The sequence below is a fragment of the Type-F symbiont of Plautia stali genome, assembly GCF_059731105.1.
Genome location: NZ_AP035911.1, coordinates 18,703 through 44,813 on the forward strand (window position 1 = coordinate 18,703; position 26,111 = coordinate 44,813).

The window sequence follows — 26,111 nt, forward strand, 5'->3', positions numbered from 1 at the left end:
CTGAGCCGTGCCGGTTCGCAGAGAAGGCTGCTGAGAGTGTAACGATATGCTCTGTTTTTGACCATCCCGACAGCATCGGTGACGCTCTGCCCGAGCGGGCGCGCATCTGAAGCCGGAACGGTAGGCCAAAAAAATGCGCGGATGAGCGTGTTATCTGTGCTGTCGTCAATCGCGACAAGGGGCGTCTATTCACATCCGGCCCTGTTATGTCTGCATCGTCAAATTAATTGATGCAATAAGGCTGGCTTGCCCAAAAAAATACTTTGTTTTATCTTTTACGTAAATATTACAGATTCAGATAATCGGCGGGCGGATCCTGCATTATGCTTTAAAGGCTATTCCATAATTATAAAGCGTGCCTTTTTTACACAGCAGGGGGTTCCATGGTTCATATTGATTTATGCACCAAAGAGGGCGTGATGAAAGCTTATGCTTTTCAGACGCCCATGCAGGCGATGAGCCTGGTAGAGAAAATAAAAGATGATGAGTTTCAGTGGTTTAATCTTGAGTGGGACGGGCAGCGTTTTACCTGTCCCTACCATTTTATTAAAAGACTCAGCAGCCGTTCTTATATTAAGTCATTCTGGCGTTAACGTAACCTGATTGATGACGTTATCACGCTCTCGCCAGCCAGTACCGTTCATCTGTATCTGAAAAAATGATGGGTGGGGCAGAAATAGCTCCATCCAATTTTTCAATGAAGCGCCTGTCATCAGTGCTCAAAAAAGTTGAACGGAATGAAAATTTTTATCTGTCACCTCTGAGCGCAACCCGAAACGAAAAAACCTTTCCTTTTTCATTATTGCAGGAAAAAGAGATCTTTATTTCTTTCCTGTTGTCGGTGGTCTGGAAATAACATTAACAGCGTTATAATTTATCCCTTCATTAATCTGATCTACCTTCCTTTAACCAGTCAGAAAAAATAAGAAAATTTAATTAACCAGCTATTAACGTAGTGGTTATTTCATATTGAAATTTTTTCTTTTCACTCTGAAATGTGCTTATTTTTCCATTGCGCAGGGTGAGACTGTTGTCACTCTTTTAAAGCGGCTTGTCAGCTAACATTAAAATAAAAAATTATTATTTTTCATGCTCTTAATTATTTTAGTTTGTCTGTCTTTTTCATTCTGGCATGACCTCTGCAACAGCCGGGGAAAGAAACCACAAGGGAGTACCTTAAATGAGCTATAAAATTCTTCTTCCGCAGGAGATCATGAAGGAAGGGCGGGACTATCTGGAGAGTCGTGGCTACGAACTCATTACCGGTTCCGGCATGGAAGAGGAGGATATCATTCGCGATATTCCTGACTGTGACGGAATTATTGTTCGACTTTCAAAAATGTCTGAGCGCGTATTTGCCGCAGCAAAAAAATTAAAAGTGGTTGCACGCCATGGCGCAGGCTATGACACCGTTGACTTAGAGGCGGCAAAACGCCACGGCGTCACGGTGCTTAATGCGCCTGTCGCCAACAGTATGTCCGTGGCTGAACTGGCGCTTTTTTTCATGCTGCACTGCTCACGTAACTTCCGTCTCGTCGAAGAGAAGATGCTGGAAGATTATTACCGGGCAAAACTGCGCACGCCAAAAGTTGAGCTGGACGGGAAAACCCTCGGCCTTATCGGCGTCGGCAATATTGGTTCACGCGTAGCCATGAAGGCTCTGCATGGCTTCAACATGAAAGTCATTGCTTTTGACCCCTACAAAACAGCTGCTCAGGTGCCGGATGGTGTTGAGTTAACTCAGGATTTTGACCGGATTTTCCGGGAGAGTGATTTTGTTTCGCTGCACTGCCCGGCGACAGAAGAGACCTTTGACTTTGTCGGTGAAAAGCAGTTTTCACTGATGAAGCCAGAGGCTTACTTCATCAATACCGCACGCGGCAAGCTGGTCGATGAAAAAGCGCTGTATCACGCGCTGTCGACCTTTCAGATTGCCGGAGCCGGGCTGGATGTCCTGAAGAAAGAGCCGTTCGACCCCGCCGATCCCATTTTTGCACTGAGTAACGTCGTAATTGCCCCCCATATTGGTGCCGCCACGAAAGAAGCCACGGACCGTGCCTCGCTGCATTCCGCCATCGGCATTGATGAAGTGTTATCGGGCAAAAAACCATCCTGGCCGGTGCCGGGCTTTTAAGGAGAAGCGTATGTCTATTGGTAACCGTATTTTCACACAGCGTCCCGCTTTTGACGTGGCGTTACTCGAAGCCTATCAGCAGCTGCCTGTAGCCAACATTGCTGACACCATGAACCGGATTGCTGTACTCGGTAACGGCATCAGGCGCATCTCTTCACCGGCCAGACCTGTCATGGCGGGCTATGCCATTACCGTGAAGGCGCGCGCCGGTGACAATCTGATGCTGCATGCGGCGCTGGATATGGCAACAGAAAATGATGTCATCGTGGTCTCTAACGAAGGCGATCGGTCCCGTGCGCTGATGGGAGAGATCATGATCGCTTACGCTCACTACGATCGCAAAATTGCCGGCATCGTGCTGGATGGGCCTGTCCGGGATATTGATGCCCTCTCGGTGCTCGATTTCCCCATCTTCGCCACGGGTTCAAACCCCGCCGGTCCGTTTAAAGAGGGACCGGGAGAGGTCAATACCCCCATCGCCGTCGGCGGTGTTGCGGTGTGTCCGGGGGATTTGATCGTGGGCGATGCGGACGGGGTGATAGTCGTCCCGCTGAACGATGCCGCGGCGCTGCTCGAAAAAGCGACGGAATACGCCAGTTTTGACGCCGGTAAAGTTGCCGCAGCGAAGCGTGGCACCGCGAACCGGGCATGGGTCAGAAAAGCATTAGATGAAAAAGGCGTTGAGTTCATCGACGACGTTTACCGCTAATTCTTAAAATAATGAAAAGCCGCGTCCCGGCGTCCCGGCGCGCGGCTGCTAAGCTGAGGTAATATCATCATGCTTTATCTGAAGCTCTTACCCATCCTTTTTTTCCCCGTTCTGTTCTGGATGATCCCGCCCCCGGAAAGCCTCTCCGCCCAGACCTGGCACTTAGTCGGTATCTATCTGGCGATGCTGTGCGGTCTGGTTCTGCGTCCGTTCACCGACGCCGTGATTATGCTGATTATTCTGGGCTTCGCGTCACTGTTCATTGCGCCAGGCCCGCTGTTTGCGGGATTTGGCAGCCCGATGGTCTGGTTTATCATCAGTGCCTTTATCATATGCAAAGCCTTCGTGATCACCGGCTTAGGTAAACGTATCGCTTACCTGCTGCTTCAGCGCTATGGCAAAAACACGCTGACACTGGGTTACCTGATGATGGTGACCGACACGGTGCTGGCACCGGCCACAGGCTCAAACATGTCGCGTTCCGGCGGCATCACCTACCCCATTTTCCGCAACATCGCCGAAGCACTGGGATCAACGCCCGATAAGGGCAGTCGCAGGATTGGCGCTTATCTCACGATTCTGATGTATGTCGTCTCGATGGGAACCTCCAGCCTGTTCCTGACCGGGATGGCGACCAACTCGATTACCGTCTCGCTGGCGAATGAGATCATGAATGTGAATCTCAGCTGGATGGTCTGGTTTAAGGCTGCCATCCTGCCGGCGGGCCTGGTGCTGCTGGCGGCCCCCTGGATCCTCTATAAACTCTATGCGCCTGAGCTGAAGAGCATCGATAACGTCAATGACATTGCCGTTCAGGGATTGCACGAGCTGGGCCCGGTTAAGCGTGAAGAGAAACTGCTGATGGTCTTCTTTGTGCTGGGTATTCTCGGCTGGATGACCGGCTCTTTAACGGGGATCCCCTTCATTCCGGTGGGGCTGGCATTCCTGGCCTGTCTGCTGCTGTTCGGCGTACTGAACTGGAACGATGTAGCCAGTGAAAAATCGGCCTGGCAGACCTTTGTCTGGTACGGTGCGTTTTACGGTTGTGCGGTCGCGCTCTCTAAAGGCGGTTTCTATGTCTTTCTGGTCGACGTGATCAAAAACTATCTGGACCTGTCGCAACTCAGCGAAATCAGTGCCCTTGGCGTACTGGTTTTTATCAGCCTCGCGGTGCGTTACTTCTTCGTTTCTAACAGTGCCTTTGTGGTCTCTTTCTATCCGGTGTTATTCACGCTGGGCATGACCACGCAGGCCCACCCGATGTACATCGCACTGTCACTGGCCTTCTCTGCCGGGTATGGCGCACTCCTGACCCATTACGGCAACGGCGCGGGTGTCTTCACCTTCTCAAGTGGGTATGTCCCGCAAAAAACCTTCTGGTTACTGGGTAGCGCCATGGTGCTGGTCAACGTGCTGGTCTTTTTTCTGATAGGGATCCCCTACTGGAAAATGATCGGTATTGGATAAAGGAAAAGCAAAATGAAACTGGATATTCTGATTAAAAATGGCCGGGTAGTGGACCCGGAACGCGCCATCTTCCTTGACCAGAGCGTTGGGGTGGCAGGCAACCGTATCGTCGATCTGCAGTCGGTTGACAACCCGGAGGCGGAGACCGTTATCGACGCGGCGGGCTGCCTGGTGCTGCCGGGCCTGATTGACTTTCATGCCCACGTTTTTCATGGGGGCACAGCTATCAGCGTTAATCCCGATGTGATCGGCCTGCCCAATGGCGTGACCGGGGTGGTGGATGCGGGCAGCAGCGGCTGGGTGAACTACGGGCTGTTCCGTAACAGCGTCATCAACACGGCGCAGACGCGGATAAAAAGCTATCTGAACGTCGTCAATGTCGGCCTCTCCACGCTGGGCGGCGGGCCGACCGGGTATCTGGAGAATACCAACCCGGCCAACTTCAACGTGGAAAAGATTGCCCGGACGGTAAATGAACATCGCGACAATATTCTCGGTCTGAAGCTGCGTTACAGCCAGGATATCGCCAGAGGACGTCACTTCAGTGGCGATCCCTTCTTCGCCACCGTGGAACTGGCCCGCGAGCTGAACACCGGGCTGTGCGTGCATGTGACAGATTCGCGTCTGCCCGCCGATGAACTGATTACGCATTTTCAGGCTGATGATATCTTCGCGCACTGTTTCCACGGCACCGGCCATGCCATCCTGCAGGCCAACGGCGAGCTCTTTCCGGACATCAAAGCGGCCAGGGATCGCGGCGTCATTTTCGACTGTTCGAATGGTGTGGCGCACTTCGACTTTGCCGTGGCGCGGAAGGCGATGGAGCAGGGGTTTAATCCGGACATCATCAGCACCGATCTGACCCTGCGAAATAGCCTGCGCACCGATAAGGTCTTCAGTCTGCCCTTTATCATGTCCAAGTATCTGAACATGGGAATGTCACTATTCGATGTGGTTCGCGCCGTCACCACCACGCCTGCACGCCTGATGAAGATGCAGGGCGAGGCAGGCACGCTGGCTTCCGGCGCCTTTGCCGATATCGCTATCGTGAAACTGCGGCAGGAGAAAGTGGTGTTTGAAGACACCCGGGGTGAACGCTTAACGGGCGATCACTATCTCGACAACTGTGCGACCATCAGCAATGGACAGATTGTCTATCGTCGCCAGCGTTTCTGATTGAGAATCCCGCTCATAAAAATCTGCCTGCGTATTGCCCTGCGCAGGCGTTGTTCGTTTCGTCACGCGGCATCGGTTGCTGTCAGCGTGACGAAAGTTGCCGCTTTTCCGGTAAAACGATGGCGCAGAATGGCCTATGAAAAACAACGAAATTGCGATCCTCTCGGTGTCACAAACCATCACACAACGCATCTCGAATGTCCTGCTTGAGAAAAAAATCGATATTCCGGTTTACGAATATCGCTATTTTGACGTGGTTGAAAAAGCGCAGCAGCTGATTCAGGGAGGAACCCGCATCCTCATCAGCCGGGGTGGCACCGCGGCACTGCTTCGGAATAACGTGGCGGTTCCGGTCATTGAAATCGCCCACGACCTGCACGGCATATTTCGTATCCTGATGGAAGCGCGCAAGAAGTCACAAAAAATCGCCGCAGTCGGGTTTCCGCAGTTCTGCCATGTTCTTCGTCATTACCAGAACATGACGCATGAAGAGTTCAAAATCTGTCAGGTCTACAACCACTATGACATTGATAACGTCGTCAAAAATCTGGCAGATAATGATTATGATCTGGTGATTGGCGGCCTGACCGTCGCGGAAATGGCCAGAAAGTACGATCTGAAGGTCATCATGGGGGACACCGATAATATCGCTATCGAGCAGGCTCTCGATGTCGCGGCGAGCACGCTGAAATATATCAACAGGGAGAGCACGAAGCTGGCGATGGCCTGGTCAGCCCTCAATCAGTCGCGGGAGGGGATCCTGTGGCTGGATCAGTCCGGGGAAGTCATCAATATCAACGCCCGGGGCTTGTCGCTTTTTCCCTGCCGGATCGGGGATAAGATTTTAAAAAACGACGCGTTTAAAACGCTGTTCAGCTGCATCATCAATGAGCGGGATATCACCGACGAGGTACATGAGATCAAGGGCGACGCCCTCCGGCTGACGGTGAAACATATCCCCGGTCAGCAAAATTTTTATACCCTCATCACCGCCGTCAGAGCGGGACAGCACGAGGGATGCGCTCCGGTCCCGGCGAGAAAGCCTGCAGGCAGCAGCTTCACCACGGTTTACACCTTTTCGGACATCGTGGGCCGCTCGCCTGAGATGGTGTCTGTGATTGAGCAGGCCAGACTTTATGCGGCTCACGATCTGCCGGTGAATATTCTCGGGGAGACGGGCACGGGCAAAGAGCTGTTTGCCCAGAGTATTCATCACGCCAGTGCGCGCAGCGCAGGGCCTTTTATTGCGCTTAACTGCGCGGCAATCCCGGAGTCCCTGCTGGAAAGTGAACTGTTCGGCTACGCTGAAGGGGCGTTTACCAGTGCCCGGCGGGGCGGCAAACCCGGTATTTTCGAAATGGCGATGAACGGCACGGTGTTTATCGACGAAATCAGCGAAGCCCCGCCCGCCGTGCAGATCAAATTGCTGCGTATTCTGCAGGAAAAACGGTTCAGCCGGGTAGGGGGCGAGGGGCTCATCACCGCCAGTTTCCGCCTGATCACCGCCAGTAACAAAGACCTGAGTCAGATGGTGGCCGCGGGACAGTTCCGCCAGGATCTCTTTTACCGCATTAATATTCTGGAGCTGCGGCTGCCGGCGCTGAGAGTGCGTCGGGGCGACATTATGCTGATTGTCGACGCGCTGCTGGCCAGCCAGAACCGGACGCTGACGTTTAGCGACGAAGCGGTTGCCCTGCTCAATAATGCGGCGTGGCCGGGCAATATCCGTGAGCTGAAAGCCGCTATCCTGCGGCTGGTGGTGCTGCATAAGAGCAGCACAGTCGATGCCGATGCATTGCAGTCACTCTGCCACCTTTCTTCAGCTGCCGGTGAGCGTGAGGCGCCACCCTGCACACTCAGTGACGAGGTGAATTTACTGGAGAAGCAGGAGAGGAAACTGATCGCGTCGGTGATCAACAGAACCGATGGCGATCGCGCCCGGGCCGCCGTGATGCTGGGCATCAGTCCCACCACCCTGTGGCGAAAGATGAAGCGATATGGACTGAACTCTGACTGACCGGCGTGCGCGCTGTCGGGTAGCGCCGGAACGGTAATCATCCGGAAGGAGAGGTAAATCTTCTTCTTTTCTCCCCTTCAGCCGTGCCATCAACGGTTACACTAAAGGGATACTTACTCCGGATTCCGACTGCAATGCCCCACGAAAAAATACGCCTTCGCTCCCTGCTGACGCTGCTTTCCATTGGCGGCGTCATCCTGACCTCCGGTCTGCTGCTGGGAGCGCTGCTGCTGTTTCAGAAGGCCAATATCGAAGACAGCCTGCTTGAGGGGAATATTGCCTATGCCCGCAAACTGGCGGATACCACCGATCGTTATCTGGCGACAGCGCAGCGCGAACTGGCGTGGAGTGCGTCGCAGATCAGGGACCTCGGCAATCTGACACAGCTGAAAAGCGAAACCGATCGCCTGCGGATGCAGTCGGGCTTTTTCAACTCGGTCGTGGTCGTGAATCATGACGCTGTTATTGCCGCAACTTCACCGGAAAGTCTGAAACTGGTTGGCGTAAAACTCCACTCGGCGGCCAGCCTGCAGGCGATTTCCACCAAAAAGCCCTTTATCTCCGCGCCGTTCACCTCTGCCGCCGGTAACTATGTGCTGTTTTTATCCCAGCCGCTATTCAGCGCCGATGGCCGCTACCTGGGCTACATAGGCGGCACGATCTATCTCAAAAAACAGAGCATGCTGAGCGACATCCTGAGCCAGCATTTTTATACCAAAGGCTCTACGGTGAGCGTGGTCAGCAATGAAGGTCTGATCATCTTCAGTCACGACCCGGCACAGGTCGGCACGAAAATGCAGCTGAGCCAGGCGCTGCAGAAGCGGCTTGAGGATACGGAGAGCGGGCATTTCACGCTGGAAAACGACGGTCGTCACTATCTGATCGGCTATGGCACACTGCACAAAACCGGCTGGAACGTGTTTATTACCGGCACCTCAGAAACGGTCAGGCACCTGCTGATGCGCACGGCGGAAAACGCTATCTGGTTCACGCTGGGCATTATCGTGCTGACCGCGGCGATTATTGCTTTTCTGGCGGGACGCATCGCCTCTCCGCTTGAGAAGCTGGCGGACAGAGTCCGCAACGGCGGCAGCGAAGCGCAGGCTGAATCCCTCTCCTCGGTCAAAACCTGGTATTACGAAGCCGACCGGCTCCGGGAAGCGGTGCAGGAGCATCGTCACGCCGTCGCCGGACATCTGGCGGCACTGAACGATGAAGCGATGACTGACCCCCTGACCGGACTCTGCAACCGGCGCGGATTCTCGGCGCTGGCGGCGCAGAGTGATAACGAATATGAACAGTGCGTGATCGCCATCGATATCGACCATTTCAAAAAGATCAATGACTGGTACGGACACGATGCGGGCGATGCGGTGCTGGTAAGTCTGGCGGCGCTGCTGCGTCAGGCCAGTCGTACGGGGGATATTGTCAGCCGGTTTGGGGGAGAAGAGTTTATTCTGCTGCTGCCGAATACGTCGCTACCGGACGCCGCCCGCACGGCGGAACGTATCCGTGAGAGCGTCAGCGCTACCCTGTTTCCGTTTGTCGGGACGATGACGATATCCGCAGGCGTCGCGTCGCGGGATCAGAGCAGCGAACGCGAAGCGCTGTTACGGCGTGCGGATGAAGCGCTCTATGAGGCAAAAGGCGCCGGACGCAATACCGTTGTGATTGCCGGATCGGCGGGATTCAGCGTGTTTGATCCGGCCCGGTAGAAGGCTGACGCTGGCGCAACCGGCTCAGCATTTGCTGCGGAGTCGCCAGCCGAGCCACTCATCCAGCGCCGCTTCCGCCAGCGGCCGGGAGTAGAAAAATCCCTGCGCCTGATCGCAGCCAAATTCGGTCAGCGTGTTGACCGTTTCCGCATTCTCCACGCCTTCGGCCAGCACCGTATAATCGAGATCTTTCAGCATCGCAATAATACTGCGGGCGATAACCCGCGAGCCGGTATCACTGGAGATTTCGCTAATCAGCGAGCGGTCCAGCTTGATGACGTCCAGAGGCATACGTCGCAGGTAGCTGATATTGCTGTAGCCGGTACCAAAGTCATCCAGAGAGATCCCAAATCCGCGCAGTTTCAGCATCTCAAGCCCCTGCATCGCTGACGGGCTCTCCAGAATCCGCTCTGTCTCCAGGCACTCGATGCCCAGCAGTGAAACCGGCAGCTTTGCCTTGATCATCTGCTCTTCAAGCTCGTCGGCAAACCCGCTGCGGGAGAAATCGCTGCTGCTGACGTTGATGGTGACGGGCAGCTGAATATAGTTGTCACGCAGCCGGGAAAGGCGGGTGATGGCCTGCTCTGTCACCCAGCGGGTCAGCTCGCTGAGCAGTTCAGTCTGTCCGGCAAAAGGCAGAAACTCTGCCGGAGAAAGCTCGCCGCGCTGCGGATGCCGCCAGCGGATCAGTGCTTCCAGCCCAATCGGCTTTCCGCTATGCAGACAGATTTTCGGCTGATACGCGAGCCACAATCCTTTGTTTTCCCGTATCGCCAGGGCCAGATCGTGCATCAGCGTGAAATCCTGAGTATGCCGTGTGTCGGTGGCTTCACTGAAACACATCGACGCGACATCCCGGGCGATCGCTTCATGAAGGGCGCTGACGGCGCGGCGCAGAATCTCCTGCGCGGGCATCTCACCGGTGATGAAACTGGCCTCACCGGTATGCGTCATCAGCGCGACAGACAGCCCGTCGCCCAGATCCGCGCTGATGCCCGTCAGCTGCTTCGCCACCCATCCGGCACTCAGCCGGCTCTCCTGGCGGGTTAACAGGGCAAAACGCCCGGTGGCCACGGTATAGAGTATCTCGCCCGGCGCCGGGCGCAGGCGCAGAGGCAGCAGCGTGGCGACATCTTTCAGCAGGCTTTCAACCGGCCCCATCCCCATCGAACGCGCCAGCTCGTAGGCGCGCGGCATATCAATGCAGTCAATCAGGACCAGTCGCCGTGGTGTCCGATCACCCGAGGCGGCCAGAAACTGGAGGTCGCGGATAAGCCGCTGACGGTTAGGCAATCCGGTGACGGGATCGGCAAAACCTGCCGAATACCAGGCTTCCAGAAATGACATGACCAGGGTGGCCAGCATCGTGAGCATGGTGACCTGAGCCGGACTGAAAGGGTGGGGCGTGGTGTCGGTGACACACAGGGTGCCCAGAATCATGCCCGTGCTGTTTTTCAGCGGCGTACCGGCATAGAAGCGGATAAAGGGTGCGCCGATGATCAAGGGGTGCGTCGCAAACCGTTCATCCAGCAGGGTATCCGGGATCACCACGGTGCTGTCGCTGTCGACCGCATACCGGCAGAGCGAATCTTCGCGGCTGGACCGGGTAAGGGTAAAATTATGCGCGGCCATCACATGCTGCTGCTCATCATCCAGCACGGAGATAAAACTGCCAGGAATGCTGAGCGCCTGACTGGCCAGCCGGACAAACTGACGCAGTACTTCATCACGACTTTCGTCGGGATTGCGCAACGCGCGCAGGGTTCGCGTGCGACCATCATCGCCGCCGCTGAGACTTATGAACATGAATTCCTCCGCCCCGGCTGGTTACGGAGCGAAATTAAGCAGAAAAATTGCAGAGTAGTGTGTAATGAGTACAGGCAATTTCCGTAAAAATAAAGTGTCCTGACAAATTTATTACGTAACGGAATGCAGAGAGCAGCAAACGGTTACCGGAACGGCTTTCTTCAATAAAATATTTTCAGAACGGCGATTCTTTTATTTTGTCGTCAAAAAATTTGTATTTCTGAAATATCCTGCCAGGATAGAAAGAACAAAAATAGTGCACTATATAATAACGCACTAAAGCAGATGACAGAACTTATTATTGCCCGACTTTTACACACACCAATAACAACATCAGGGAAACCTTATGAACTCACTCCGGCATTTCACCATCCGGCGCGTCGTGCTGTGGATGATGATCATTTCACTGGGCGTGGTTGCACTGGCAGGCGGCTACAGTAGCCATGTGCTGCGCGACATCTATCGTCAGACCGATCGCACCGCCGTTCTCACTCAGCAGCTCAGCTTTCTGACGCAAAGCGCTATCGCCATGCAGAGCGGAAGCGCCGCCGACAAAAGTGCGGTGATGGCTGCCATGCCGGAAGGCGCTGACTGGGAGCGTCTGCGTACGGCACTCACCACCACACCTGCAGACTATGCCTCTGCGGCACGGGCGCAACTGAACAGCATCACGCAGCAGCTGGCGCAGCATCAGGCGCCGCTCAGGGCTGACCGGCATCAGCTGCAGGGTGTACTGCTGGCGGCGCTGCTGGCGGCGTTCGCGTTACTGCTGTTCTGCGATCGCTATCTGGTCGTGCATCTGGTGCGTCCGGTGGCAAAAATTCGCGGTCACCTGAAAATCATTGCAGATGGCGATCTGACGCAGGAGCCGGAAGACCTGGGCCGTAACTGTGTCGGACAGCTGGTTCCTCTGGTGAAAGAGATGCAGCACAGCCTGTTGCATATGGTCAGCGCTATCCGCGATAACGCCGCCATTCTTCATCGTGAAGCCGCGGATATTGCTGCAGGTAACGCAGACCTCTCCGATCGGACCTCCACCCAGGCTGCGGCACTGGAGCAGACCGCCGCCAGCATGGAAGAGATTACCGTCACCGTGCGCCACAACGCGCAGAACGCCCGTGAAGCGCGGGAGCTGGCCGTCAGCACAACCGATACCACGCAGCAGGGCGCGAAGCTGGTGCAGACGGTGACTGCGGCCATTACCAGTATCGCGGAAGGGTCAGAAAAAATTCGTCAGTTTACCGCCACCATTAACGGCATCGCGTTTCAGACCAATATTCTGGCGCTGAATGCGGCCGTAGAGGCAGCGCGTGCCGGTGAGCAGGGCCGCGGCTTTGCCGTCGTGGCCAGCGAAGTGCGCTCGCTGGCGCAGCGCAGTGCGGCGGCGTCTAAAGAGATTGAAGAGCTGATTTCAGATACCGTGGCGCGGGTTGACGATGGCCGCCGTGCAGCGGAGAGTGCCGGCACCACGATGGAAGCCGTCCTGCGCGGCGTTGGCGGCGTGAATGAGCTTATCGGGCAGATTGCGCTGGCGTCAGATGAACAGAGTAAAGGCATCGCTCAGGTCACCGTCGCCGTTGCTGAGCTCGACCGCGTGACGCAGCAGAATGCGACGCTGGTGCAGCAGGTGTCAGCCACCGCGGGCAGTCTCAGCGGTCAGACGCAAACGCTGGGCAGCGTCATCACCCGCTTTACCCTCCCGCATCAGGCGGCTGCCGTGGCGAACAGACGCGAAGCCACGGAACAGCCTGGCGGATGGGCTGCCTTTAGTCAGGCCTGACATCAGTCGCCCGACGAGGAATGGGCCTGTATGAAAACCGCGTGCACGTTCGCGAATGATTATTAAATCGCGCTCTGACACCTTATTTTTTAAGGGCAGAGCGTGCGGCAATAATCGCAGGATGAGTCTGCAACTCATCCTGTCGGTTATTCTTTTATCGATGTGCTTATTATTCAGGCATCGTCAGAAAGATAATTTGCCTTATTTAATCATCGCACGCTGCATTCACTGATTTCACAGGACGGCCTGCTGTGCCGGGCGATTAAAACATAACCAGCATTTATGCTTTGGTCAGGCGTGTGATGGCGTCCGGCCCTCTTTACGGCCACCCTAAGCCGGGAGTTTCATATGGGAAATCAGATTTTACAGCGGCCTGTCGCCGTGCAGTGCAACGTACGTGAACTCCGCCTTGCCGCCGGGTTTTCTCAGGAGATCGCCGCAGAGCGTTTCGACCTCAGCCAGCGTGTCTGGCAGACCAAAGAGGCGTCAAAAAATCCTGCGCGGCTCAGTCAGGGGGAATACGAATTGCTGATGCTGCTGGCCGGGGAGCATCCGCACTTTGAGCTGGTAGCAAAACAGAAAAAATAGGGTTTTCAGCCGCTGTTTTCTCTGAAGTTAGAATATGGCAGGCCGATAAACAGATTAAGCGAAGCGCAGCCACCGGCTGCGCCAGATTTTACTGACGGGCCTTTCTTCCGGCAGCGGGTCAGCAGCGCATGCTGCCTGGCCTGTCTGATTGAACGTGTCCTCTTTATGCTGTGTCATGCCGTCCACAGTACCGATCCGCAGAGGAAGTGATCCTGAAACGTCCCGTTTATCATGATGCCGAGGCGGCGCGCCTCGATGCACTCAGGCAGTACCAGATGATGGATTCACCGCCAAACGATGCGCTGGATCGTCTGACTACGCTTGCCGCCCGACTGTTTCAGGTGCCCGTCGCGTTTGTTTCCCTTATTGATGAAAAGCGGCAGTTCTTTGCTTCCCGTTACGGACTGAACATTACGGGCACGTCACGCAACGTCGCGTTCTGCCATCACACCTTAACGCAGGGCCGGATACTCTGTGTGCCGGATACCCTGCAGGATCCGCGCTTCTGCGACAGCCCGCTGGTGCATGGCTATCCCTATATCCGCTTTTATGCCGGTATTCCGCTCTCCACGCCGGATGGTCATCACATCGGCACGGTCTGCCTGACCGATACCCGTCCCCGCGCGCCGCTGACCCCAGAAGATCGGCAGCATCTCAGCGATATTGCCGCGCTAGTGATGGATCGCATGGAGATGCACCGGCTTAAATTACTGCGCTATACCAGTCAGCAGCGGCTGGAGGCGATCTCCTCTACCTCGCCTGACGCCATTATCTGCACGGATCTGCAGCGCGGCATCACCTTCTGGAACCCTGCTGCTACCGCTCTGTTCGGCTACAGCGCGGAGGAGATGCGCGGTCAGTTCGTCAGTGAGCTGATCCCGGCGCGCTGCCAGATCGACTACCGTAATGAACTGGCCCGGATTACCTCCGATGAATCGGCGATCTCGCGTCCGCGCTCTCTGCAGATCTGGGGACTGACGCGTAACGGACGCGAATTTCCGGCCGAGGTCTCTTTCTCCGGCTGGCGTGAAGGGGGAGAGCGGCTGGTGGGCATGATTATCCGCGACGTTACCGCCCGTCATGAAAGTGAGGCACGGCTTTGTGAGCTGGCCTCTCTCGATATGCTGACGCGCCTCGCCAGCCGCAGCGCGTTTATGGATCAGGTCGCTCAGCTCACTAAAGCGGAGATCCCCTATACGTTACTGATGACCGATCTTGATGGCTTTAAGGAAGTGAACGATACCCTGGGCCATGCGGCCGGGGATGCGCTGCTGTGTCACGTTGCCGAACAGATTCGTACCGTGTGCACCGGTGCGGTGACGGCGGCGCGCCTGGGCGGTGATGAATTTGTCATTCTGCTGACGGGGGGCTGCGCGGAAGCGGCGCTGACGGCAGAGAAGCTGATTGCCGCCGTTCAGACGCCGTTCAGCTATCACGACTCACCGGTTGTGGTCGGCGCCAGCACCGGTATCGCCTCCTACCCGGAGCACGGCCGGGATCCCTCTGCAGTCATGTCCGCCGCCGACCTGGCGCTCTATCGTGCCAAAGCGTCGGGCAAAGGCTGCAGCATCCTGTTCAGGCCCGCCTTTCGTGAAGCGGAGCAGCAGCGCCGTCGTTTTGAACGTGAACTGGAGTCCGCGGTGCGGCAGCAGCAGTTCACGCTCTACTATCAGCCCCGCTACGACGTCGAAAGCGGCAAGCTCACCGGCTGTGAGACGCTGGTGCGCTGGCAGCATCCGACGCGCGGCCTGCTGTTGCCGGCTGATTTCATCGCCATGCTGGTGAAGAGCCCGCTTTCCGTCACGCTGGGGGAGTGGATTATCCGGACGGCGCTGGATCAGGTCCGGCAGTGGCAGGTGCGCGCGCCCCATCTTCGCGTCAGCATCAATCTGTTTCCGCGCCAGCTGGTGGGCAACAGCCTGGAGAAGGTGCTCCGCGAGAGTGCCGGTGGCGATGCCGGTTTTGTCGAGCTGGAAGTGGATGAGCCCCTGCTGACGGTGCTGGTGCAGGATATGCCGGTGCAGGTTGAAGCTATCCGCCAGACCGGCGCTTCATTCATTATCGACCATTTCGGACGGACGCTGGGCGCGATCAACCTGCTGCGCTACAGCTTTGTATCGGGCTTTAAAATCGATAAGTCACTCACGCGCGAGCTGGGCTCCAGTATGCGGGTGCGTATGATGTTCCGGGCTATCGCCGGGCTGGGTAAAAGTCTGGGTATCCGGGTCGCCGCCGAAGGGGTCGAGGAAAAAGAGCAGATCGCGTTCGTGACGACGGCAGGATGCGACATTATGCAGGGTAACGGGCTGTGCCAGCCGCTGAGCCCGGCCGATTTTGAAGCGATGCTCTGCGCAGAAACGCCGTCTCTGCCTGCCGCGGCCATCGCCGCCGGTTCAGGGGCCGCTCTGCGCTGATCGCGCGTCACTGAGGCGGGGGAGAGTCATCTGTGGCCTCTCCCGGCCTCAGGGCCGGTACTCCTGTTTCAGCAGGCCGAAGATCCAGTCATCCTGCCACGCGCCGTCCAGAAAGAAATTCTGCCGCAGTGTTCCCTCCTGAACGAAACCCGCCGAGAGCAGGGTGCGGCGTGAGGCTGCATTACCCGCCGTCACCGTGGCGACCAGACGACGGTAATCCAGTTGCTCAAAGCAGAGCCTGATGGTGGCATGCAGTGACTCACGGCCGTAGCCTTTTCCCTGCGCATGGGCGGCAACAATAAAACCGAACTCGGCAATGCCGTCTCCGCGATCGATAAACCCGCAGAAACCTGCGGGCAGCCCGCTGGCTTTTTCCTCCATCACCAGGCAGAGCCAGTGCTGGCAGCCCTTTTCCCATTCAGGCAGGCGAACATCAAAAGAGCGAGTTTTTATCTCTTCGGCGCTGCGCGGGTCACAGATATATTTCATCACCGATCTGTCCTGACTGACTGCCAGATAGAAGGGCCAGTCCTCAGGGGAGAGCGGCCGGTAGGTCAGACGTGGCGAACACATTTCAGACAACATAGCCGCCTCCATGGCGTAACGCTTTTCGCGATCTCAGGGATAGCGCAAAAATAACACAGAGACGCAGAAACAGAACATGCGGCACGCATTTTCCCCCTTCCTGACCCGTTCAGTGACGGCCGGATCGGCTAAAGGGACCCGATCCCGCAGTCTACCTCCCGCGATGGCAGGCCATCTGGTCACTTCGTTGCTACGCTTGAGCAGAGCCGTCTGGCTTGCCTCCCAACCCTGACGAGAGAAACCCCGATGGATTTGACACAGTTTGAAGCAATCGCCTGGGCTGCGCTGGAGGCGGCCGCCGCCGATCCACAGGACGCATTTCGTTATCTGGCACTCTGTACCGTTGACGCTGAGCAGCGCCCTCAGGCGCGCACGCTGGTCCTGCGCCAGAGTCGCAGTCCCCGTCGGATGCTGACTTTTCACACTGATGTCCGCAGCCCGAAGTGGCAGGAGATGGCGGCCAATCCGGCGGTCACCGTACTCGGATATTGTCTGCAGCGGCGCCTGCAGCTGCGACTGGCGGGCCGGGTCAGCTGTTATGCGGCGGGGAGTGATATCGCCCGGCAGGCCTGGCAGGCATTACCTCAGCACACCCGGCAGACCTATCAGGGCGGGCCGCCGGGCGAGATACCGATACCGGCGAATAAGATGCCCGCTGTGCACGCCGCAGACTCTGGCGAGCCGCACTTCGGCGTGGTGATCCTGCAGGTCACCACACTGGAGGGCTACCAGTTACAGCGTAACGACAATCAGCGCGCCCTGTTTCGCTATGCGCCCGACGGCGAACTGAAGGCGTGTCAGTGGCTCAATCCCTGAAGGCAGACGTTCCTGTTCCCCGGGCCAGCCTGAAAAAAGGGCTGGCCCTTTTTTTGAGCAGGCTAAAACAGCAATCTGACTGTCTGACACAGTAAGAACCTTTTTTTATCTGTCGCCTCGGTTATGCGATTTTAGCGCCACGTTATCCTCATATGGCTGCGTTTATGTGCATTTTCCTTTCTTTTGCTCATCTTTGTGCCAGGCTTTAACTAACCGAAAAGCAGTGACTTATGCTCAAGGCCAGGGGAAGTACAAATGATCGCTCTGTATGACAGGCAGGTTAACCATGAACAATCAGCCTCCTGAAAAATCAGGGTCAGCGGATAACGAGCAGGTGATAAGCCTTGCTGAAGAAACGGCAGAGGTGTCAACACAGCGGATCAGTGACGGCGTTGTCAGGGTAACCCGGCAGGTCACTGAGCATCAGCAGACGATGGCGCTGATGCTCCGGCAGCAGACGGCGGCGATAGAGCGCATTCCCAAATCGGAAAGGCTGGCGGCGATGCCGGCGATCCGGGAGGAAAATGGCGTTCTGATCATCCCGATTGTGGAAGAGGAAGTCGAGATCGTTCGTCATCTGGTGCTGAAAGAGGAGTGGCACATCCGCACGGTCGTCAGCGAGGCGGCGACAGAACAGGTCGTGACCCTGCGCAGACAGCACGCTCACCTGACCCGATCCCCTCATCCAGAGTCATCCGAATCCATCAGCGAGGAACACAACATGGCGCGTGAAACAATCGTAACAATGTTCAGCAATCTCTCACTGGCAGAGGGGGCAAAACGTAACCTGATCAAAGCAGGCTTCCTGGATGATGATATCGATATCATCTCCGGCGAACGGCTGCGGACAGAAGGTCATGAGGCCCGCCATCCTGGCTTCTGGCAACGCCTGTTCGGCAACACGCTGGAGGAAGATCAGGCCGAAGTGTATGAAGATGCGATGCGTACCGGCGGGGTGGTGCTGTCGCTGCGCGCTGATGAAGATGAGCTGCCGCGCGCGCTGGGCATTCTTGATGCCCATGAAGAGCTGACGGAGCGTACCGCCGCCGTTCCCGGTGACGCTACGGTTAACAGTAGCCTGACGCCGCCAGCCAGCGGAACGTTACCGGGTAACGAGACGGTCAATCCGCTGAACAGTGAGCGCGGCACGACCCGCACCGCGCTGACCGGTGATGAGAGTGATGAGGATGTGCTGCGTCTGGCTGAAGAGCGACTGGAAGTGGGTAAGCGACTGGTCAGCGAAGGCTCGACCCGCGTCCGTCGCTATACGGTCACCGATCGGGTGTCTGAAAATGTCTCGCTGCATGAGCAGCACGCCGAAATCTTCCGCCGCCCGGTGAACGAAGCGGGTTCGCCCGATAATGTCGACTGGTCAGAAAAAACGGTGGAAGTGGAGGAGTCGCACGAGCAGCCGGTGGTTAATAAGACCGCGCAAATCATCGAAGAGGTGGTGCTACGTAAAGAGGAGAGCGACCGGGTGGAGACCATCAATGACTCGGTGCGCCGTCAGGAAGTCGACATCGACCATGCCAGGGCCGATCACACCCGCGCCGCACCGGTCAGCGGCCAGGGCACAGCGACCGATCCCCTGCTGGAAGGCACGCGACAGGCCCGTGCAGAGCAGGATCACCGCTCGCTGACGCCAGACCATCCCGATCACCAAGAGGGGCTGATGGACAAGGCCGGGGACAAAATCGCGGAAGCGAAAGAGAAAGTCGAAGACAAGTTTAAAAAGCCGTGATGCAGTGAGGGCGTCGCGCACTGTCCTCAATAAGCATTGATAGCTTTTTATCGGGCCGGACTGTTCCGGCCCGGTTTAACTCGCTATTTCAAGCCTTATGATTAGGAGCCGGTTACTGGCAGATCCTTTCATGATGTGCACTGAACCACCTTTTGTAGTCAGCCTGATGCCATCGTACATGACCTTATCCTTCTGTTTAGTTAATGATGATGACCTGACTTTAAGATTTTCGTCATTCATCTTACATAAACTTCATTCATAAGCGTCAGATTTTTATAGAGATTCAGATTAAGTTAATCTGAATCTTATGTTTACATAAACTGCATTCATAAAATGTTAAATGACAGCGCTACGCAAAATCTGGCGGGATTTACCCCTGCGGCTTTCTCAGATTTCACCCGGTGACGTCTGCTCGTAATCAGCCCATTTTCCCCTATCAGGCGGGCGGGGACCACCGGAAAAATCCGCTGAGCGATCCAGGAAGATTTTTCGATTACCGGATATATACCATAAAACGGAACAAAACAGCAGGCGGGTGACGGGCAGGGCAGATCCTGAAAGGATTCGGTTATGCCTGGATAAAGGGTGCGGTGTGGTGATTGGGCACTATAAGTTGAGGCTCCAGCCGTAAATCGTCCCCCTGATGCCGGTTTTCCGGTTATAGTCTTTTTCGGATCTTCTAAATCAGGAGAAAGAGACGTGAGCAGCATACAGTGAATAGGCAGCCAGAATGGCACATCTGATATAAAATAGAACTTATGCTGAATTATTGACTGAATGCGGAAATTATTGCTTATAAGAATAAAAGCTGCATTATTAGTCAAATTAGCTCAGCCTGAGTGTCTGAGGGACGACATCACTCAGAAGACAGGATCAGACTGGCCGGCACCATAACGTTCCATATCGTCCCGCCTTATCCTCTTTGCCTCACCATCATCGAAAGTAAAATTTTAGTTAAAAACGCTTTACGAAGGCATTAACCGGATTGTAGATTAAGTAATCCACAATAAAGGTTCGTGATCCATGAAAAGAAACGCTGGCAGACCAAGAGAATTTAACCCTACTGACTTTCTGAACGTTGCTCTGGCGCTGTTCTGGGAGAAGGGCTTCAGGGCGACATCTCTTGCCGATCTTAGAGAAAAATCGGGGCTGGCCAGCGCAAGCATCTATAAACTTTATCCCGACAAACATGCCATCTTCCTTGCTGCGCTTCGTCAGTACATGGATGGCGGCCTGCGGCGCCTCACGCAGCGTGAAACCGAACTTGAACCCGAAACAGCCCTGACCCAGACGCTCGATTTTTTTGCACAGCTCACCGCCGGTCCTGATGGATCACGGGGATGCTTTTCCATTGCGGCGGCCAGTGAACTGCTTCCTGGCGATGAGGATGTCCGGGAGCTGATTGAATATATGTTTTCAGGCCTGATTTCCCGGCTGACGCGCATTCTGCAAAAGGGCCAGAAGAAAGGCGTATTCCGGAATGATTATGATGCCGGCGTTATGGCTGAAGGCCTTTTTATGATGCTGGAAGGTATGAGGTTATACGGTAAAGTAAAACCAAAAATTGAAAATCTGCGAAGATCGAATGCGTTTTTTATCAATTCTGTTCTCGCATTGCCTATCAGTAACGATAAGTGACCGGGATAACGTGATGCTGATGGCAGGAATGACCGTCCGGAGAAAAAAAAGGAACAGACTCTTGACCGTTCTGCATTCGTCAGGCAAAAACGTTATCTGCGGCTGGAACGAAAAAGGAAAGTTCTATAAAAGAACATTTGATGAAAGCACACTGATTATACTTACACCATCAACTGCAATAATTACAGTAATGTAATTATCAACCCTTACATATAAACACTGAGCTCGTTGCCTCAGGGTATTCTCACGCCATCAATAAAAATGAAACCGTTTCACACCTGTTGACAGTGAAAACATGACCCATACGTGAAAAAGCTATTTATCCTATCTTTCATTGCTTATGCATAATTGTCACTAATAATTCATCAAACAGGTTTGACTCAGATAATTTCGGAGAGTAGTTTTTATATAGTTTTGTAAAGAACCCCCTGTATCACACTGGATGAGGATTTATAAATGAAGCCGAATGTAGACCAGAATATTGTTCTCAGTACGGAAGAATCAGAATATATCCGATCAGTTCTTGAAAAAATTGACTATGATCCGTCAGGCTCAGACGTTTATTTAAATAAAATCAGAAAGGTTGCCTATACGGTATTTCCTGAAAGGGTGATCACGGCAATCAATAAGGTTAAAGGCTTTTCAGCGAGCGCGCTCGGTTCATTGCAGATTGATAATCTGCCGGTAGATGAGTCAGTCACCGGCAGTCCACGTCATAATGAATCAGGCAGCGCATTCAAAAGTGGCGTATTGACTGAAAATATACTGGTGACAATGGGTGTGCTTACGGGTGAACCCTATTCCATTGCTCATGAAGGCCATGAGCTGGTAAATAATCTTACGCCGCATAAAGAGGCAGCCAAAGAGTTTACCGGTCTCGGGTCTGAAGTTGAGCTCGATTTTCATATTGAAAATGCTGCGCAGGCATATATGCCGGAAGGCGATACGTCACCGCTTGCACTCATATTACTGGGCGTCAGAGGGGAACCGCTTGGCGGGCCGCAGACCCGCATTTCCGACTGCCGCCGGGCGCTGGAAAAACTTTCAGAAGAGGATATCAAGCATCTGTACGGCAAAAATTTCATTATCCGCGTGCCTTACCGCTGGCGCGGCGCGTCTGCTGAACCACGTGATAATACTGACCTGAGTCCGATTCTGTCAGGCCCTATCTCTTCCCCGCGTGTGACCGTAGCCTTCTACCCGGATATGGTACTGGCCGTGAATCCGCGTGCAAAACAGGCTCTGGAAAATCTTTATCAGGCAGTACGCGAAGTTTCATTCGGCGTTCAGATCAGCCCCGGCAGGCTGATCCTCATTAATAACAGTTTTACCCTGCATTCCCGTGACAGCTTCAAGCCCGCTTTTGATGAAAACGATCGTGCGCTCCGCTGGGTACAGCGCATTTTTGTAGCCCGCAACCTCTGGAACTTCAGGTCGTTCGTACCCGTTAAAGACCGCGTGTTTGATCCCAACGTGAAAACCGCAGCATCCGAAATACCGGGGCGCGAGAAAACGCCGTCGGCTGCCTGAAGCCACACCGCCACCGGCAGCCTGCTGTCCGGTGGCATTGACAAGCCTGCCTGGCCTCCGTACGTCAAAGGCAAAACAGGCGCATCAGAGTCAGCTGGCTTACTGTCAGTTGCCATGCCAGAAAGGAACACTATGAACCCAGCCAGCCGGACATCTCATCGATCAGCCATAACGGGAGGCCAGGGCAATACTGTGACGGGAACCCTGCTCGCAACCAGCTTTGGCTTTATTGTGGTTCAGCTGGACGTGACTATCGTGAATGTTGCGCTTCCGGAAATTGGCAGCAGCCTTGAAACAGGGGTTTCAGGGCTTCAGTGGGTGGTTGACGCTTATACACTGTCCTTTGCCGCTCTGTTACTTACGGCGGGCGCAGCCGGAGATCGCTTTGGCTGCCGCCGGGTTTTTAACAGCGGGCTTTTTCTTTTCTGCCTGGCTTCCCTGACGTGTGCGCTTACCCATTCCGTGGATGTCCTGATCGCGGCCCGATGCATTCAGGGTGCCGGTGCGGCGCTGATCCTCCCGACGTCACTGGCGCTGCTGTCCCATGCCTGCGCGGGCGATCCGGTAGTGCGAAGCCACGCCATCGGATGGTGGAGTGCCATCGGGGGAGCGGTAAGCGCTATGGGGCCGGTCGCCGGTGGTCTTCTTACGACCGCTTTCGGATGGCGCGCCATTTTCCTCGTCAACCTTCCCGTGTGCCTGCTCAGCCTGTGGGCAACTTACCGGTTTGTGGCGGAAACGCCGGCGGAGAAGAGTAAAAGCTTTGATATGCCCGGTCAGGTCCTGGCCATACTGTTTCTGTTCCTGCTCACGTATTCCGTTATTGAGGCAGGAGCAGAGGGATGGCTATCACCAGAAATATGGGCCGGACTGGCTCTGGCTCTGGCTGCTGCCCTGCTGTTTGTGGCCCGTGAGGCGCGGGCAGCAGAGCCGATGATCCCGCTATCGCTGTTCCGGAACTCCGTGCTGACCATTGCCGTTCTTCTGGGACTGCTTTCCAATCTGACCTTCTATGCTCTGATATTCATTCTGAGCATTTTCTTCCAGAGTGTAAAAGGGTACTCCCCAACACAGACGGGGCTGGCCCTGCTGCCATTCACAGTGATTATGATTGCCAATGTGGCAAGCAGCCGCCTTACCCGATATTTCACGCCCCGTATCACAGTTGCTGGCGGCGGAATTTTATGTGTACTGAGCTTTCTGGTGTTGCATGACCTTAACAGGGATACGCCGTATTACGTTGTCATGGTGAGTATGATTTTCCTGGCGATCGGTTCCGGAATAAGCACCCCGGCTCTCACATCGGCCATTCTCGGCAACGTGCCGTCAACGCGTTCTGCGACTGCATCAGCCATTTTTAACGTATCCCGGCAGGTTGGCAGCGCGCTGGGCGTCGCGCTGCTGGGCGCACTGATAGTGGGTGCTGCTGAGAGCATGACCGCTGGCGCAAGGCTTGCCTTTGATATCTCAGTGGTGCTTCGGGTGGCCGGAGTCATCCTGGCCGCATTATTTCTTTAATTAAATATATTGTCAGGAAAGGGGAGCATGATGAGGCTTGTAATTATAGGCACCCGGAAAACAGGCACAAGCCTGGCACTGGTCAGCACCGCACTAAAAAGAGGAATGCCCGTCACAATTATCAGCAATCCTGAAGACAGATTAGAGGAAGTTTTCCCTCCGGAAGTGGAAATAAAATATCTGCCTGCTGATGTCAGCATTATTTCCGGGTGGATTAGAAAAGAATACCTCAGGCCGGAGGCTGACCTGAGGATCACCACGATTAATGATGTGTACGCGAGCGTTGCTGCACAGGTCAATTCGGCACTTGACCTTCCTGGACCCGATGCCTCAGCCGTTACCCGTGCGGTATCAAAATTACAGCAGAAAAGGATACTCACCGATAACAATATCCCGACATCCGGCTATTCGGAATTCCGCCTTTCAGATCATAAAGCCCGGGGGGAAGCGCTCCACAGGCTGCAGCTGCCGGTAGTAATAAAACCTTCAGAAGGAACTGCGAGTAATGGCGTGAAACTCTGCTGTCAGCATTCCGAGGTAATCAGCCATCTCGACTATCTGGTTAATCAGAAAGAGCAGCGGCCGGACCTGGTCCCCAGCGATACTGTACTGCTGGAAGAATATCTGCCCGGAACAGAATACTGCGTTGAGTATTTCGACGGGCATTACGTTGGCGCCATGCGCAAGTCCAAACGGTACGGCGCTGAATTTCTGGAACGCGGCTATACGTCAGAACTGGATATTGATGAAAAGACACTTCGTAACCTTATCGGAACAGGCGCCCGGGCAGTACAGGCGGCGGGGCTCGATTGGGGGCCGGTACATGTTGACTGCATCGTTCATAATGGTTTCGCCAGCATCATTGAATTAAATCCCAGGATTGCCGGCAGCTTCATTTGCGATATTGTCCGGGATGCCTATGGCTTTGATATGGTTGAACACCTCGTTGATAAGCTTCAGGGCAAAAAGGTCACGGTGCCTGCAGCCTTCCTGCCTGCCGCTTACGCCTGCGTTAATTTTTTCCTCAAAAGCGACCCGTTACCCTGGTCATTTACTGAAAAGGGTGAACTCAGTAACCCCTTTATGCACATCAGCTACGGTCCACAGCACCTGAGTAACCGCAGGCGCAGGGCGTTCGTTTACGTCAGAAACCTTATACAGAATTTCCAGCCGGAGACTAACTAAATGAAACTAATCAGTACTGTCGTGATTGTGGATGGTGCATCAACCAGCGCGTATCTGGCGCCGGCATTCCGTTCTTATGGTGTTCAGTGTGTTCACGTTCTCAGTAGTGAGACACTGCCGGAACGCCTCAGGGCGCAGATCAATCATTCTGACTTTATACGCAGCCTCGTATATCAGGGTGATATCCGCGTGCTGGCAGAGAACCTGAAGGATCTGCAGATTGACGTGGTATTACCGGGTGGGGGAAGCGGTATCGAGCTTGCGGCCGAGCTTGCCGAAGCGCTTGATGTTCCTTACAAAAATCCCGTCCATCTTGCCAAGGCACGCCGCCATAAGTTTGAGCAGATAGAAGTCCTGAGCCGTAGCGGACTTCTCACGCCCAAGCAGTATCAGTCAGAACAGGCAGACGAGATCATTGAATGGACGCAGGCTCATCTTACCCTGCCGGTTGTGGTGAAGCCTACCCGGGGAGCCGGTGTGAGTGGCGTGAAAGTGTGCCACACCCTTTCTCAGGTCAGGGAAGCAGCCGAAAATATTCTCAATTCAAAATCTTATTATGATGAAGATCAGAACGAAATCCTGGTTCAGTCCTGCACGCAGGGGCAGGAGTACATTGTTGATATTGTTTCTTTCGATGGCCATCACAAAGTTGTCAGCGTATGGGAAGTGGACCGCGATCGCCGGGAATCACCGCGCCTTGAAAAAATGATGGTGGTTGACCATACCCAGCACAGATTCTCGGCACTGATTGATTACGCCAAAAAAGTACTGGATGCAGTCGGCCTTAAATTCGGACCGTCTCATATGGAAGTGATGCTAACCGGCGACGGGCCGATAATCGTTGAGCTGAATTCCCGTCTGCATGGAAGCCTCGATCCCTTACTGACGACGGCGGTGACGGGGGAAAATCATGTGTCAGCTACCGTCAACGCGTTTGTCAATAATGCGCACTTTATTGACAGCATCGGTAAGGCCCCCGGATTCAGCGGCTACTGCGGACATGTCCTGCTGGTTTCTCCGGTTTCAGGCCGTCAGTTACAGAATTTCCCCTGGGACAGAATTGAAAGCCTCCCTTCATTTGTAAGCGTAAAGCGGTGGGTGAAACCGGGCGGTCAGCTCCAGGTCACTACGGGCCTGCAAACGGCTATTGGCATGGTCGGGTTGTTTCATGAAAATTTTGAACAGCTGAACAGGGACTGGAAAACGATCAGGGCAATCGAAAATGAATACTTTATGGTTCCTCAGGCGTCAGCCGAGCCCGCATAAGAGATCTGAAAAGGCCGCACAGGCGG

Annotated in this window: 20 protein-coding genes; 17 read left to right on the top strand and 3 right to left on the bottom strand. The window is 54.8% G+C overall.

The genetic code is table 11. The annotated features are described in order from the left end of the window. Positions 1-383: 383 nt before the first annotated feature. From AC6I7A_RS21555 to AC6I7A_RS21585, 7 genes are all read left to right on the top strand, one after another. Complete coding sequence (locus tag AC6I7A_RS21555; RefSeq protein ID WP_058958532.1) at positions 384-593, top strand: hypothetical protein; 210 nt, start codon at positions 384-386, stop codon at positions 591-593. Between the two features lie 587 nt (positions 594-1,180). Beyond that, entirely contained in the window at positions 1,181-2,134 is a 954-nt protein-coding gene (locus AC6I7A_RS21560) for a hydroxyacid dehydrogenase (protein WP_058958530.1), read from the top strand. A gap of 10 nt (positions 2,135-2,144) precedes the next feature. Next, positions 2,145-2,843: an RraA family protein gene (locus AC6I7A_RS21565; protein ID WP_167429303.1), complete on the top strand. Its 699-nt coding sequence runs from the start codon at positions 2,145-2,147 to the stop codon at positions 2,841-2,843. A 69-nt stretch (positions 2,844-2,912) separates the two neighbouring features. Then, the gene (locus tag AC6I7A_RS21570; RefSeq protein WP_058957578.1) at positions 2,913-4,310 is read left to right on the top strand and encodes a DASS family sodium-coupled anion symporter; all 1,398 of its coding nucleotides are present in this window, start codon (positions 2,913-2,915) and stop codon (positions 4,308-4,310) included. A gap of 12 nt (positions 4,311-4,322) precedes the next feature. Beyond that, on the top strand, positions 4,323-5,486 hold the full coding sequence (locus AC6I7A_RS21575; protein ID WP_058957577.1) for a metallo-dependent hydrolase: 1,164 nt from the start codon (positions 4,323-4,325) through the stop codon (positions 5,484-5,486). Positions 5,487-5,622: 136 nt separating this feature from the next. Continuing rightward, complete coding sequence (locus tag AC6I7A_RS21580) at positions 5,623-7,503, top strand: sigma 54-interacting transcriptional regulator (RefSeq protein ID WP_058957576.1); 1,881 nt, start codon at positions 5,623-5,625, stop codon at positions 7,501-7,503. 134 nt (positions 7,504-7,637) lie between these two features. After that, on the top strand, positions 7,638-9,218 hold the full coding sequence (locus AC6I7A_RS21585; RefSeq protein ID WP_058957575.1) for a sensor domain-containing diguanylate cyclase: 1,581 nt from the start codon (positions 7,638-7,640) through the stop codon (positions 9,216-9,218). Between the two features lie 24 nt (positions 9,219-9,242). Here AC6I7A_RS21585 and AC6I7A_RS21590 read toward each other — a convergent pair whose 3' ends face one another. After that, entirely contained in the window at positions 9,243-11,024 is a 1,782-nt protein-coding gene (locus tag AC6I7A_RS21590; RefSeq protein ID WP_009093227.1) for a sensor domain-containing diguanylate cyclase, read from the bottom strand. Between the two features lie 346 nt (positions 11,025-11,370). Here AC6I7A_RS21590 and AC6I7A_RS21595 point away from each other — a divergent pair, with 346 nt between their 5' ends. From AC6I7A_RS21595 to AC6I7A_RS21605, 3 genes are all read left to right on the top strand, one after another. Beyond that, a complete protein-coding gene (locus AC6I7A_RS21595) occupies positions 11,371-12,804 on the top strand; it encodes a methyl-accepting chemotaxis protein (RefSeq protein WP_046103052.1) in 1,434 nt (477 codons plus the stop codon). 348 nt (positions 12,805-13,152) lie between these two features. Beyond that, positions 13,153-13,392, top strand: a complete 240-nt coding sequence (locus tag AC6I7A_RS21600) for a hypothetical protein (RefSeq protein WP_009093224.1) — start codon at positions 13,153-13,155, stop codon at positions 13,390-13,392. A 278-nt stretch (positions 13,393-13,670) separates the two neighbouring features. Then, positions 13,671-15,806, top strand: coding sequence for a sensor domain-containing phosphodiesterase (locus AC6I7A_RS21605; protein ID WP_058957582.1), 2,136 nt, complete (start codon positions 13,671-13,673; stop codon positions 15,804-15,806). A gap of 48 nt (positions 15,807-15,854) precedes the next feature. Here the strand turns inward: AC6I7A_RS21605 and AC6I7A_RS21610 are convergent, their stop codons facing one another. Continuing rightward, positions 15,855-16,391: a GNAT family N-acetyltransferase gene (locus AC6I7A_RS21610; protein WP_153009203.1), complete on the bottom strand. Its 537-nt coding sequence runs from the start codon at positions 16,389-16,391 to the stop codon at positions 15,855-15,857. 246 nt (positions 16,392-16,637) lie between these two features. Here AC6I7A_RS21610 and AC6I7A_RS21615 point away from each other — a divergent pair, with 246 nt between their 5' ends. Then, complete coding sequence (locus AC6I7A_RS21615; protein WP_058957573.1) at positions 16,638-17,207, top strand: pyridoxamine 5'-phosphate oxidase family protein; 570 nt, start codon at positions 16,638-16,640, stop codon at positions 17,205-17,207. A gap of 364 nt (positions 17,208-17,571) precedes the next feature. After that, on the top strand, positions 17,572-18,948 hold the full coding sequence (locus AC6I7A_RS21620; protein ID WP_230200863.1) for a DUF2382 domain-containing protein: 1,377 nt from the start codon (positions 17,572-17,574) through the stop codon (positions 18,946-18,948). Positions 18,949-19,274: 326 nt separating this feature from the next. Here AC6I7A_RS21620 and AC6I7A_RS21625 read toward each other — a convergent pair whose 3' ends face one another. Continuing rightward, positions 19,275-19,772 (bottom strand): hypothetical protein, encoded by a 498-nt coding sequence (locus AC6I7A_RS21625; RefSeq protein WP_153009202.1) that lies wholly within the window; start codon positions 19,770-19,772, stop codon positions 19,275-19,277. Between the two features lie 199 nt (positions 19,773-19,971). Here AC6I7A_RS21625 and AC6I7A_RS21630 point away from each other — a divergent pair, with 199 nt between their 5' ends. From AC6I7A_RS21630 to AC6I7A_RS21650, 5 genes are all read left to right on the top strand, one after another. Then, complete coding sequence (locus AC6I7A_RS21630) at positions 19,972-20,586, top strand: TetR/AcrR family transcriptional regulator (protein ID WP_058957571.1); 615 nt, start codon at positions 19,972-19,974, stop codon at positions 20,584-20,586. A 456-nt stretch (positions 20,587-21,042) separates the two neighbouring features. After that, positions 21,043-22,116 (top strand): TauD/TfdA family dioxygenase, encoded by a 1,074-nt coding sequence (locus AC6I7A_RS21635; protein ID WP_058957570.1) that lies wholly within the window; start codon positions 21,043-21,045, stop codon positions 22,114-22,116. A gap of 132 nt (positions 22,117-22,248) precedes the next feature. Further along, entirely contained in the window at positions 22,249-23,634 is a 1,386-nt protein-coding gene (locus tag AC6I7A_RS21640; RefSeq protein WP_082668194.1) for an MFS transporter, read from the top strand. Between the two features lie 27 nt (positions 23,635-23,661). Continuing rightward, complete coding sequence (locus AC6I7A_RS21645; RefSeq protein WP_058957569.1) at positions 23,662-24,819, top strand: ATP-grasp domain-containing protein; 1,158 nt, start codon at positions 23,662-23,664, stop codon at positions 24,817-24,819. Then, on the top strand, positions 24,820-26,085 hold the full coding sequence (locus tag AC6I7A_RS21650) for an ATP-grasp domain-containing protein (protein ID WP_058957568.1): 1,266 nt from the start codon (positions 24,820-24,822) through the stop codon (positions 26,083-26,085). Positions 26,086-26,111 lie beyond the last annotated feature (26 nt).